Genomic DNA, 14,223 nt, shown 5'->3' on the forward strand with positions numbered 1-14,223 from the left:
TAAGCGGTGCAAGTTGAGAGAGAATTGGTATGAGATATTAAGATTCGTCGTTAAGCAAGTTTTGGGCGCAAGCTAGTTGCAATTGAATGATTTCGCTCATTTGCTGACTGTAATCTTGTCTAGCTTGTAAGAAGGCAGTGTGTGCTTTAGTTATCTTTGAATTATTAGCATTGAGCTTTTGATACTGGGTCTTATTTAAATCGAACATGCTGATGATGCTACTAATTTTTTTAGTTCTGACGGGTGGGAAAGAAACAGGAATTGGCTGTCTAATTGCGCTTGACTCAGAAGATTGTAATTGTTCTCTCGGTTGAAAAACGTTATCAATGATATTTTTCGGTTTTACTTCTTCTGGCTGAGGCAAGATGTTAGGGGAATGACTTTCTTGTTGGGTTATGTGGTTGGAAGTGTTAAGATAATCTGTGATTTCAGATTGTTGGAGATTAGGTATATCTGGATGCTGTATTTTGAAGCGATCGCTCTTAAGATCCCCAGCAAAATCTTCAACAAGTTTGCGATTTTCTTCACTCAAAATTGTAGCAGCAATTGCTTTTCCACCCAAGGTAACTGTTCTCAATGTTGCTTTATTTTGATTAGCGGTTCCTTGAGCCTTGTTGTACAGTGGTGATAAATCCACGTTCACTTGATGACTGAGTAGTTTTGCTAATGCTTTGACCATTGCAGCATGGTCATCCATCCCTCTACGATTCAGAGAGACTGTGATATGTTCTTTGTTTCCGAGAATTTTATCAATCCATCGTGAACAGACATTACCTGCGCCTGCTTCGAGAAATATTTTGACTCCATCACCATAGACACGATTTACTAATTGCGGAAAATCAAGTTCTTGGCACAATCCTTTGGCGATGTTGTGGGCAATAGTATCACTATCAAGTACAATCGGTTGATAATCGGCGGCTGAGTAAAACACAATGCCAGGAAGATTTTGTGATGGTAAGCTGTTTACCTTCTTGATTTCCTCGAACTGCGATCGCATCGCTTCACAATGTATCACATGGTCGAAGGGCGCGGGGAACGCATTGCAACCTAAAGTTGCAATCACTCGCTTACAGGCGGCATCATCACCAGCGATTAACACTTCTTCTGGTGTGTTGATTTGAGTTAAGTAGACGCGATTCTCTTGTTTCAGGCATTCTCTAACTTGAGATGGAGTCGCCATGAGAACATAAGTATTCCAAAGATTGTTGTTTGGTGAATCTGTTAATCCCCAATATTCACGCACAGCATTTTTTGGCCCAGATAATTTATCGCCAAATAGAGGTGATGAGTTTAAGGTGTTACTTCCGCCCTCAAAATCACTCCAAACTCCTTGGGCAACCATCATGCTAGTTTCACCCAAGCTATACCCAAATACAGATTGCGGCTTAACTTTAAAATCATCTCGGAAAATTGCTGTCATATATCTAGCAAAGGCGATTTCACTTTCAAACATTGCCAGTGAATCATCTAACAATTGCTTTTCGAGAGTTTCTAATTGTCTAGTTGTCAATTTAGGTAAGCTTCTGGGATAAACTAGCTTTTCAACATCGGCAGCCCGGTTGTAAAGATTATTACTTTTTAAGTCCTCGAAGACTTTCGGAAATAAGCGAAAAACAGTCCGGCCAATGCCAATATAAGAATTGACTGCTGCGGGATAAACGTAAGCAACTGCTCCAGTTTTACCCAATGGTTTCGCGGTGAAATAACTTCCTAGTGGTGTTTGCCAATCTGTGCCGTTTTCAAAGGCATTATTTACACCTTTGCGGGCAGATTCAATTTCTTTGAGTAAATCTTTTGTGTTACGTCCTGTAATTGATAAGACGTATTTTGGATTAGAATGCTGTTGAAAAGTAGCAAATGTCTCGCTGGCGGTAGCTGCTAAAGAAGAACTCGCTTCTATGGTATTTTGGAGATTGTTGAGAAGATCGGAGATGGTGGTGCGATCGCTAACTGCGATAGGGAACAGATGAAAAGGCATTTGTTGCAAATATCTGTTGTCGCGCTCCTCTTGGCTGGGTTCTTCCGATAAGATTAAATGGGCGTAACTCCCATCTATACCCATACTATTAATTGCTGCTATTCTGCGTGTGCCGCCTTTATCGACAAACCAAGGTCTTGATTCCATCGCCACATAGAAAGGGCTACCTTCCCATACTTGCGGTGTTTTGACACCAGACCATTTGGGGGTGGCGGGAATATACCTGTAATAAAGACAGAGAGCGGTTTTGATTAAGCTAGCAATTCCCGATGCTGTATAGGTGTGGCCGATATTGGATTTAACACTACCTAACGCACAGTGCAAACCATTGCCTACTTTCGGATAAGCTTGCAGTAAACCTGTGATTTCGGCTTCATCCTCTTGGGGAACGCCACTACCAAAGACTTCTACATAGTTAACCTCTGTGGGTTGAATCTCCGCCATCTCGAAAGCTTGTTTGCAGACATTGCTGATAGCTGAAGCATCAGGTTTTACCAAAGCGTCACTCAAAGTAGAATTACCTTGTGCGAAACTCATAGCATCAATTACTGCATAGATGCGTTCATTATCTTCCTTAGCAGCTTCGTAGCGCTTGAGGACGATAGCACCCGCACCTTCGCCAACCGTCCAGCCATTAGCTTGTTGGTCAAAACCCAACGTATTGACACCCGTATTAATTGGTGCAAATTGGCTGCGGAACAAGACATTTTCCACACCACCAGCTAAATCTACTGCACCAACAACGACTGCATCAACTTCTCCAGTAGCGAGTAGCATTTGGGCAATTTCCAACGCTTTGAGGGCAGAATTTTCGCCAGCGCTGACGGTGAATGCAGGGCCAGTGAAATTCCATAAAGCAGAAATTCGACTCGCCATGATGTTGGCGATGTGACTTACATATTCGCCGATTTCTACTGGTTGGTGAATGCTATCTTTGACAATGGTTTCCAGCTGGGAAAGCTGTTCAGCAGGTAGAGAAATTCCTTGGTTGAGTAAGCCATCCTTAACTTGCCAAGATAAATTCCATCTTTGCTGTAGCTGATGCACAGAGAATTCTGTCTCGGCGGCGACTATAACCGCTACATTGCTACCTTCCTGTAGTTTCGCATCTTTTACGGCGCGATCGCTAACCTTCAAGAGCAATAATTGTTGTGGGTTTAACTTCTCGATTTCATTCGGTGGGATTTTGCACGATAAAGTATCGATTTCAAAATCCTTGATATATGCCCCTACTGGTGCTTTACCGTCTGGTAAACCGTACTCTTTCAGAACACTTTCTTGATTTTCTATACCATGCCATCTTTGAGGCGGTAGGGAAGTAAAATGTTGTGTCCCATCATAAATGCTGCGTTCAAAAGCATCTAAACCATTGCAGTTACCAAAAAAGGCATCCATGCCGACAATAGCAACTTTGGTAGGTGGAACAGGTGGAGTTGATTCAACTGATTCTGCTGTATTTCCTTGCTCTAAAATCAGATGAGAATTAGTGCCGCCAAAACCGAAAGCGCTAATAGCTGCCCGTTTAATTGGTGTATTATTATTGGGCCATGTCGTAGCTGTTCTAACAATTTTATCGGCGGAAATTGTACCTTTTTCTGATGTTAAAGGTTCCGAAACATTCATGGTTGCTGGAATTACACCATGCGACATACTCAAAATTACTTTAGTCAAGCCAACCATGCCAGCAGCAGTTAGCAAGTGACCAGTATTTGCTTTAGCAGAACCTACCAGAGGTGCAGCTTGATTTTGACCAAAGAATGTTTCTATGGAGTTAAATTCGGTTGTATCTCCTAGCAATGTGCCAGTGGCGTGACACTCTAGATAATCGATGGTTTTGGGACTAAAATTTGCCTCATTGTAGGCTCGTTCAAAAGCTAAGGTTTGTCCTTTAGGATTAGGGCTGAGTAAGTGCTTACCTTTACCATCATTCGATAGTCCATTACCGCAGATAGTGGCGAGAATATTATCACCATCTCTAACGGCATCAGAATATCTCTTCAGCATCACCATCCCAACACCATCGGCGGGAATTAGACCTCTAGATGACTTATCTAAGGGACGGCTGATACCGTTTTCTGCATATCCTTGAACACCAGAAAATAACATCCGCACGAATAGGGAATCTGCACAACTTATGGCTCCAGCTAACATAACATCAGCTTTGTGTGACCATAAGTAATGAGATGCTAGTTTAATCGCATAAAATGATGACGAGCAAGCAGCATCCAGACATAAATTAATCTGGGATAAAGATAGAGCTTGAGCTACAATAGATGCTGGTAAACCAGATATCATTGCATTGTATAAAGATGCTTTAGTTGTACTTGGGACAGCTAAATCAAAGTCTTCATACTGCAAAAGTTCTCTGACAGCAGGATTAATAGCTTGCTGGTAAATTGGAGAGAATAACTGATTAGATAGTTTTGTCGGGAATGACAAATTACCTAAAATTACGCCACATTTTGCTAGAACAGTTTGATTACCCCAATAACCACTTTGTTCAATTGCTTGTTTAGCGGCATACAATGACCATTTGAAGGTGTTATCTAAACCAGCAACAAATTCTGATGGTAGATTATATTCAGATGGATTAAACTGGAAGTTGCGGATGTATCCGCCTTTAAGGGAGTAGGTTTTGTCTGGTGTACCTTTAACTGGATTGTGAAATATTGTCGGATCTACTCCGATTTCTTCGACGGTTGCAGAGGATGTAGAATCTTTTTGATTAACGATGTTTTGCCAGTATTCTTCAGGATTTTTGGCATCGGGGAATAGGCATGATAATGCGATGATGGCTATTTTTTCCACGATTTATATGCTCCGAGTTTGGGTATTTAGCAAGAGATAATTAAAAGGCAGGATTTACGCTGTTCCCCAAACTTTGAACGAGGCAAGTTATAGCAATCCTAAGATTAAGCTAGCTTGGATAGTTTACAGTAAAGACTTTATTCCTTAGTACAAGATATCTAGCGAACTCTCTGCGAACCTTTGCGTTTCCCTTTGCGCCCCTTTGCGTTTAAAATTCAACCCTCAATTCGCCACAATTTCACACAAATCTGTACTTATAAAACAAGGACTCAAGTCCTTACTACAAACTTTGAATTTCACAGATTACTAGCTTCTGAGCATTTTCATTGACCAAATAATGGCGTGAGCGCCGAGCATTCGTGAATAGATTTTACCTTGGCGATCGTGTATGATAAAGTTTGCGATCGCACTACTTGGTGTCTTAGCTAATACTTCACAAGAAACGTAAAATGTTTCGTTATGTGGTATCATCGCAAATTGTTCAAATTTTTCTACTTTCCCAGGTAAACAACCTTCTTCATGAAAGTGTTGTGTCCAAACCCATAAGGCGTGCATACTCAAGTCTGTTGTGTAAGGATTTACCCATTGGACAGGGAATTGTCCTTGTTCCTGTGCGCTGAGTTCTGGCCACAGACATTCTGTAGTGATTTTTTCAGGGCTGATGTTTAAAACTCTTTTGATTTCTTGAAAAGCCGGGCCGTGAAATAATGTGGCTCCACCATTTTGGTAAAAATCTTTTCCTGTAGCGGTGATGATATTATCTTCTTCGAGATTGAGAGATTCATAAGTGGGTACATCTGGGATTTCTCGCTGGAGATTGAGTTGGGCGCTAAAATGAAACTGTATTCTACCTTGTGGGTTTTTACTCGAAATTTTGGCTTTAAGTTCAATTCTTTCAAAATTAACTTTAGAAATTTCTTCTATCTCTAAAAGATGTTCCTTCGCTAATGTCTCATTGAAAGTAATCCCTTTCAAAACTTTGAAATCTTGATAATTAAACAACCGATAACCGGGATATAATTGTTCACAAGCATTGATAATCCAGGTCATTGCACAAGTTGCTGGTAAAACTGGAGAACCAGCAATAGTATGATCGTGCAAAAATGGATTAGCCTCCAATGTCATTTGGCGACGAATACGATAAGTTCGTAATTCTGAATCTAACTCTGTAGCCATTGGAACTAGTGGACTACCAATAACAACTTGCGCGGTTGCATGATTGGCATTATCCATTTCCTTAACCAGCATCTGTGCCCCAACTGAAATGGGAATTATATCAATTTTTCGCTCTTGAAAAATCTTCTTTAATTCTGCTGTCACCATCCCACTATCCCAAGCACCCCAGTTGATAGCGACTACATGACATGAGGGATAAGTTTGCTTAAATATATGGGCTGATTTGTTCAGAATTTCATTTGCGATCGCATAATCAGATTGTCCAGGATTTCCGTAAAATCCTGTGACTGAAGAAAACAAAACTAAATGCTGAAGTTGATTAGGGTTGACGCAAGTTAAGAGGTTTTCTAAACCTTGAACTTTAGCGGTGTAAACTTTCTCAAAATCCTCTTCTGTTTTCTTTTCAATTAACTTATCAGCCAAGTTTCCTGCGCCGTGGATGATTCCGGTAATTGGGCCGAGATGTTGCACAGCAGTGGCAAGTTTTTCTTGTAAAGCTTGCGTATCTGTGACATCGACGCTGATATATTCTGCTTTAGCTCCGGTTTTTTCAATTGCTGCTAGAGTCTTTTTAATCTCGCGGCTGGAGGTAATTTTGTTATATATTTTTTGCACATTCATGGGGGTGGGCTTCTCTCCTTGAGAAAGAAGATTTTCCATGATGCATTTTTTCAATGCGGATTCATCAGAGTTTTGAGCGTAATCTGGCTCGGTTTCTAATAGTTCGGAGCGACCGAGGAGGATGAATTTGCAGGGTTGCTGTTGAGCTAATCTGATAGTACACTCAGCCGTAATCCCTTTTGCACCGCCGCTCACGACAAAGACAGATGATGGACTAAGCTGGGCTGTTTGTGTCATAAATCCTCGTGAATACCTGCATAAATTGGGGTTTTTGATATACGAACCGCAAAGGGCGCAAAGGACGCAAAGTAAGAGAAATTGGCAATCTTGTAATAGGAAGTAAAAAGTAATGCACTATAGCAGCCCTAAAAAATTTGTGAAGTTCTCTGTTTATTTCTTTTTTTCTTTGCGCTCTTTGCGTCCTTTGCGGTTCGTTAAAACAGGAACTTTCACAACTCAAATAAGACTGCTATATCAAAGAACTAATTAATCGGCGATAATAGTGACTCGTCCTTGTGAGCCATACCCAACTTCACTTATATAAAGGTTGGGGTCATGAAGTTCGGCGATGATGTTTTGTACTGATTGTTTAGCATCAAGTCTAGGGCTTAGGTCGATCGCACGAGTAAACACCTTTGGCCATTCCCATCTCAGAGTTTTGGTTAATCCAAATAAACCAGCGCCGATCGCACCGAAGTTGACTTTGTACTCTAAACCGAAGGCTCCATCAAGGTGAGCTACTGTGCAGAAACAACTACGTCCATGCTTTGCGGCTTCGTTTAGAGAGGGTTTGAGGTGTTTCGCCATCAAAAATACGTGCTTGACGATCGCCTTTTCTGATTCGTTATAAGAAATACTTCCGGTGTGATTTCCTACAAACATCGGATGTAAGTGGATGAAGGCCCCAATCGCTCCGCAGTGAGATGCGATCGCTTGCAATTGTTGTTGAAGATGTTCTTCACTCAAGTTTGCTAAGGTGACGCGGGTTACTCCTGTGGGTAAGGGCGCTTGTTGGGCGATGAGCGATTGGGGGAAGCTGATAACTACTACTTTCCAGCCTTTCTCGATTAGGGATTCAGCTAATTTGTAAGTGGTGAGGGAACCATCATCGGTGATTAAACCGATGTGTCCCTCTGGTAATGTAAAATCCAAGTAATCGGGCTGTGGTAGACTTCTGAGTTTGACGAGATGGCGCTGGATATTATGCTCTAATTCCGGTGGCTGCTGTTGGACAAACTCAGGCTCAGACTTTTTTTTTTCACCTCCAGCCAACTGCTGTAGGTAATCAACTATTTGACCGATGGTGCGGAGATCGCCGAGTTCTTCGATATTTGGTTTGGGTAAGTTGGGGTACGTTTCTTGCATCGCCCCTAAGATTTCTACCCGTTTAATCGAGTCAATCCCTAAATCGGCTTCCATATCCATTTCCAGTTCCAGCATCTCCACTGGATAACCAGTCTTATCGCTGGTGATGGCTAACAGGGTTTCACCTAAGTTTGCAAATTCATCACTTGTAGCGGGTTCTGGTTCTGGAGTGAATGCGACAACTACGCTTACTTCCGGTGTAGTAACTACTTCAACTACTGGTGCAGTCTCTACAGGAATCTCAGTTACTTGTTGTACTTCGTGAACTGCAATTTCTACCGAAACACCTTTGGAAGCATGGGATTGCAGATACTCTACAACTTGACCAATGGTGCGTTTTTCTGACAGTTCTTCTAAATTGGGCTTGGGTAGGCTGGGGTACATTTCTTGTAGCGCCCCTAAGATTTCCACCCGTTTAATCGAGTCAATCCCTAAATCAGCCTCCATATCCATGTCCATTTCCAGCATCTCGACTGGGTAGCCAGTCTTGTCGCTGGTGATGGCTAAGAGGTTTTTATCCAAGTCAACAATATCGATAGTTGCGTTAGATACAGGTGCAGCAGTTGTGGGTGCTGGTTCTGCAACAACTTCCTTGATTGGAGGTGAGCTAATTCTAACTACAACCTCAGCTTGAGGTTCTTCTACTACTGGGACAGGTGGCGCGACTACAGACTCTACTGTCTCTACAGTGGCGAAGTGCGGTGTGGGAAGTGGGGAGTAGGAAGTTTCAACTACAGGCTCTACAGCAGCCGGCAGAGGCGCTTGGGTAACATTTAAGCCATTTTTAACTACAGGCTCAGTTACAGGCAAAGGCTGGCTTTCTACTATCTTGGTAGTAGCAGGTACGGGTGCATCAGTAACAGTTGTTTCTGTGGTGAACGGAGTGAAATTGCTGAGTTTCTCTGTTAGTTGAGTTGCTCCCTCACCTGAGATGATTTGAGAATACTCTTGCTGTATGAGTTGGAAAAAGCTCTTAGTATATTCCAACTGCTCTTGGAGATATTGCTCATGGATGCGTAGAGTTTCACCTTGTTGGGAATGAAACTGCATCATGCTACGCTCTAGGCTTTCCATGACAACGAGCTTCATTTTGGCAGTTTCGGCTGTTGATTTACTTTCACTCAACAAAGAATTCTGCTGCTGCATCAGTTGGAAAAACGCTTTAGCGTATTCCATTTGATGGTTGAGATAAGTACCGTGAACTTGTAAATTCTCGGCTTGATTTTCCTGGAACTGTGTCAGGAGATATTCTAAACTTGCTAAAAGTTGTTCGTAATTTGTAAGTTTTTCTGGTGTTGGTTGCATCTTAGATTCCTGGACTGGTTGTGACAGGGTAACAGGATTCATCTGTTGCTCTGGCTGGGTGATGATACTAGCAGTCACACCGTTCATTGCTGGGGTAAGTTTTTTATGTCCGTTAGTCTCTATCACTGCTACAGGTGGAGTTACACCGGGGCTACTAAATAAAGGAGCCACAGTTTCAGAAGATTCAGGGGTGGGTAATGTGACTTTATGCCCATCCTGCAAAGCTAGAGCGAAGGCATTTTTCGTTTTTTCGGATCTGTAGTTGATGCCGTTTAGACGTACATTTAATGTCTTCTTCGTCTCAATTGGGGGGATAGTTTGGGGAAGTTGGTAAGGATCGAGGTTATTCAAAGCCAAGCCAATTACCCGCAACTGCACAACTGCTTCTCGCAAAGAGCGATCGCTATTCTTTTGAACGCTAGGGTTCAAAGATACGGTGATGTGTGGGCGATCGCCAAGAATCTCTTTCACCAAGTTGCTCAGAATTCTCCTCGGCCCAAATTCCACAAAGCAAGTACCACCCGCCGCATAGATATTTTCAATTTCCTGTTTAAACAGCACTGAGTTTGAAAGGTGCGTTTCCAGAATCTTTTGAATACCTTGGGCTTCTTTGGGATACTGCTTACTCGTGACGTTGCTGTAAACAGGGATTTTGGGACTTTGGAATTTGACAGACTTGGTAGCGATCGCAAAGGATTTCTGAGCAAAGGCAATTAGCGGTGTATGGAAAGCTGCTGATACAGGTAACAGTACAGCCGTATATCCTTTCTCATGTAAAGCCTCTTTGATTCTCGCTATTTCTGCGGTAGGCCCAGCCAAGACAAATTGAGTCGGAGAATTTTGATTAGCGATCGCAACTTGGGGAAAATGTCTGATTACTGCTTCTACTTTGCTGATGTCTTCTTTGACAGCCAACATACTTCCCGCATCATGATCCGGGTCTTCGGGTGCAGCCATTGCTTGACCCCTAGCTTTCACTAAGAACAAGTAATCTTCAGTACTCAAAACCCCCGCAGCCCATAGCGCTGTTAGTTCACCAAAGCTATGACCGGCAACAAAATCTGATTTGAACCCAGCTTGTTGCAGGATGCTGTACATCCCTGCACTCAACACCCCAATGGCTGGTTGAGCATATTCTGTGCGTTGTAAGGCAGCAATTTGGACATTCTTTTCTGCCTCTCCAAACACAGGATGAGGGAAAACAATTTCTGAAAGTGGCTGCAAATTATCTTTGATTAACAGGCTATCCATATAACCATGCAGACGGCGCATCAAAGGAAAATTCATCACCAGTTCGCGTCCCATCTCCAGGTATTGCGAACCTTGTCCAGAAAATAGAGAGACAACTTTTCCGCCCAACTCCATACCAGAGGAACGGTAATAAATCCCTTGGGGATGCTCCCAAGATGCTGCTGTTCCTTTAAGTTTCAGCCAGTCAATGCTAGTTTGCAGAAACTTGCAAGCTTCTTCGAGATTCTCAGCGACAAACCCAAATCGGGGAGCAGAGAGGGGAATTTGTTGTGATTTGCACTCATTGACTAATTGTGAGTAGTGTGTTGGTGCTTCAGGCGATCGCAACTTACCTAAAATCTCTTCCGATTTGCTCAACAATTGCTCTACTGTGGGAGCAAACAACAGCACTTCACTAGCATCACTGTGTAAGCGGTAAGCGTCGTTTTGGTCAGCTTCATATTCTTCCAAAACAACGTGATAGTTGGTTCCACCAAATCCAAAAGAACTTACACCTGCACGTCTTGGCGCTTCGCCCTCTGGACGAATCCAAGGTCTGGTTTGGGTATTCAAATAAAAGGATGAATTTTTAATGTTGAGTTTGGGATTTGGCTCGGTGATGTTAATTGTCGGTGGTAATACTTTGTGATGTAAAGCCAAAGCAGTTTTAATCAAACTCGCCGCACCCGCAGCCGCTTTTGTGTGTCCGATTTGCGATTTCACACTACCCAAAGCGATGTGCTGCTTTTTGCCATCATGCACATCAAAGAAGTCTTTTAAAGAACCGAATTCTGTCGGGTCTCCAGCCATTGTACCTGTACCATGTGCTTCCATCAAACCAACGGTAGCGGGAGAAAAGCCGGCATCTTCATAAGCACGTTCTAAGGCTTTGACTTGACCTTCTTTGCGAGGAGCATAAATGCTCTTGTAACGTCCATCGCTGGAAGTACCAATACCTTTAATTACGGCATATATTTTATCGTTGTCCCGTTCAGCATCTTCTAACCGTTTCAGGACAATCATCCCGATACCTTCACCCAGCATCATCCCATCAGATTTAGCATCGAAAGGTTTGACATTTTCGCTAGGAGTAACCGCCGGGGTTTTGCTGAAGGAGATGTAAGCCATGATGGTGTTGTCGGTATCAACACCACCAGTCAGCATCATGTCAGAACGATGCTCAACTAGTTCGCTAATTGCCATTTTCAAAGCACCAAAGGAACTAGCACAAGCGGCATCAACTACGCAGTTCAGTCCGCCAAAGTTTAGGCGATTGGCAATTCTACCCGCGACTACGTTAGCTAACATTCCAGGGAAAGCGTTCTCATCCCACTTCACATAAGCACTTTTGATTTTATCAACGATTTTTTTGGTATCCTCGTCAGATAAACCACTGCTTTTAAGAACCTTTTCCCAAATGGGATATTCCAACCTGGCAGAAAGCGGCATTCCTAATTGCTTGGCCATAGCCACGCCTAAGATTACACCAACAGTCTCGCGGCTAAACTCACGTTTTTCGCCATAACCTGCATCTTCCATCGCTTCTTTCGCAACCACTAAACTTAATAGTTGCGATACATCTGTGACTTCCAAAATGCTGGGTGGAATGCCGAATTCCATCGGGTTAAAATCTACCTCTGGAATAAACCCGCCTCTTTTACAGTAGGTTTTATCTTCAGTAGTTCTCGGATTCGGATCGTAATAATCTTCGACACTCCAGTGAGTGGAAGGAACATCAGTAATACAGTCAATTTTGTTTACAATATTTTGCCAATATTCCCGCAAATTTCTGGCTTGAGGCAATAGAGAAGCCATCCCAACAATGGCGATAGGATTGTGTTGTAATTGTCTGTTAATTTTGTTAATTGACACTGATTTATCTGATTTGTCTGATTTCATGTTTTTTTCCTCTATAGACCTCATCACAGCCTTTTCACAATTATTGATAAGGCTTTCTAACTCCGCTAAGGCAGTATCAATTGAATAAGCAGACATAGGGCATAGTTAGTACTGTGGATTGTGTAGTTACAGTAATTTCTGTTGCCTACTAATTAATGGAAAACTCTGGTTTTGTAAGCAGTTAGCTATCTTATTTTTGCTAAATGCTTATCTCCAAATCGACACCACACGATACATACTGCCGGGGTAAAGCCTTATGTTTCCAGGCGACTTTGGCATACTGCGTAGGCGTAGCCCGTCGTAGACATCGCGAAAAAATGTTATCCAACGCTAGACTCTTGAAATTGTGGCAATAGGTCAATAACGTTGTTAAAACTGGTAAAATAGTCTTGGAGTGTAATAGCTGCTTGACCAGTGAATTTAATCCATTTGTAATGGTAGAGATTTTGAGTAATGGTATCCTACTGGAGTGATGGAAACTGAGGAGTAGCTAAGAGAACAGAAATGTTTTTTCACCCGAAAGCTTTTGATTATCTAGCCTAACCACAGCAACATAGCTGTTGTTAATGACAACGTTCTGTATCTCTAAAGTCATAGCCAATTTCAACGTTCGGGATAATGTATTTTATGCTATTTGAACTAGGAAAGTTGACAAGTTCGTTACACAAAAGACACCACCTTTAACCCAAACTTATGCAAGTTCAAAAAGTAATGAAACGAGCAGACGATGATGGAGAAGCAGTTATCTTTAGTTATTTTTAATTTCAAAATCTCAATTAAATAACTAGTTTGTCTAACCACTTTAAAGCATTGAATTAATAAAAACACTAACATACTTTACAGAAACTAAATCATTTCTTTAAAGTTATTTTATAAAGAAACATCCACAATTACTGATGTTAATTTGAATAAAATTCAGAACTTAAGTATAATTTGTGACTGTATAAATGTGTTAGAGATTTTGTTATCTACAGGTTAGATAGAAGTTTTCTGTGAATTAAGTTAACAATGCAAATCTGTTGTCTACTAAGTAACAATTCAAGAAATACATAGATAAATTGGATGATCATAAGTATATTTTCTCAGAGAAACATCATAATTTAGTCAAAGTTTCTGGTTATTTTTCAATATAAGTCAAGTTAAGAAGTAAAGCGGTTATTTATAAAGCAAATGTTAATTTTTACTATGTTGCTTGATAAACATAATCATGATTGCATTAGTTAAAAAGGCGGTTAGAAAACCAGAGCGAATGGGATGCCTACGCCACACTGTATGTAGCTTGCTTCACCGTAGGAGTATATGGCTACACAAACATTCCACCCTTTGCGTTCGCGCAGGGTAGACCACCCCTAATCAAAATTGGGTATTTAAAACCCACGAAGGTGGATAAAGTCTTGTATAGGTGCGGTTTCTAAGCACCCTTTAATTACTATGAGTAAAACTAATAATAATGTCTTATACTACACAACCCTGTTAACAAGAATCTGTTAGTAATATCAAATCTACTTAATCACTAACTATCTGTTGGTATTTAATTAGCAGACAAAAGATTAGTAATGAATACATTTTTTCAGCATTTAATCTTACCGTGAACAAATTTTTAGTGAGAAAATCAGGACTTATGCAAAGTTAATCGGTTGACAAAAATCAATTTCTACGCCATAGTTAATAACAAGTTTATCCAAGTTTTGATTTCATTTTTATTGGCGCTTACTTGTTCTTGAGAGTTAAGTTTTCTGGTTAGCGCTATTGTATTTTAAGCTACTGGATTAGATGTCAAATTAGGATATAACTTAGGAAGCTTTGAAGTAACACCACCATTAATTTTCACGCCACAATAG

Annotated in this window: 3 protein-coding genes and 1 pseudogene; all 4 read right to left on the reverse strand. The window is 41.4% G+C overall.

The genetic code is table 11. From position 1 onward, the window contains the following. Positions 1-37: 37 nt before the first annotated feature. The 4 genes and pseudogenes from GJB62_RS00185 to GJB62_RS37275 all read right to left on the reverse strand — a co-directional run bounded on the left by GJB62_RS00185 (position 38) and on the right by GJB62_RS37275 (position 12,977). Positions 38-4,786, reverse strand: a complete 4,749-nt coding sequence (locus GJB62_RS00185; protein ID WP_114080271.1) for a PfaB family protein — start codon at positions 4,784-4,786, stop codon at positions 38-40. 306 nt (positions 4,787-5,092) lie between these two features. Then, positions 5,093-6,820 (reverse strand): SDR family NAD(P)-dependent oxidoreductase, encoded by a 1,728-nt coding sequence (locus tag GJB62_RS00190; protein ID WP_114080270.1) that lies wholly within the window; start codon positions 6,818-6,820, stop codon positions 5,093-5,095. Positions 6,821-7,069: 249 nt separating this feature from the next. Continuing rightward, a complete protein-coding gene (locus tag GJB62_RS00195) occupies positions 7,070-12,478 on the reverse strand; it encodes a type I polyketide synthase (protein ID WP_114080269.1) in 5,409 nt (1,802 codons plus the stop codon). A 224-nt stretch (positions 12,479-12,702) separates the two neighbouring features. Beyond that, positions 12,703-12,977: pseudogene (locus GJB62_RS37275) on the reverse strand (hypothetical protein). Positions 12,978-14,223: the final 1,246 nt, after the last annotated feature.

The organism is Nostoc sp. ATCC 53789 (assembly GCF_009873495.1).
Taxonomy (GTDB): Bacteria; Cyanobacteriota; Cyanobacteriia; order Cyanobacteriales; family Nostocaceae; genus Nostoc; species Nostoc muscorum_A.

Coding starts and splice junctions, on each gene's coding strand:
- GJB62_RS00195 (WP_114080269.1), bottom strand. CDS start 12,478: ATGTCTGCTTATTCAATTGATACTGCCTTAGCGGAGTTAGAAAGCCTT.
- GJB62_RS00190 (WP_114080270.1), bottom strand. CDS start 6,820: ATGACACAAACAGCCCAGCTTAGTCCATCATCTGTCTTTGTCGTGAGC.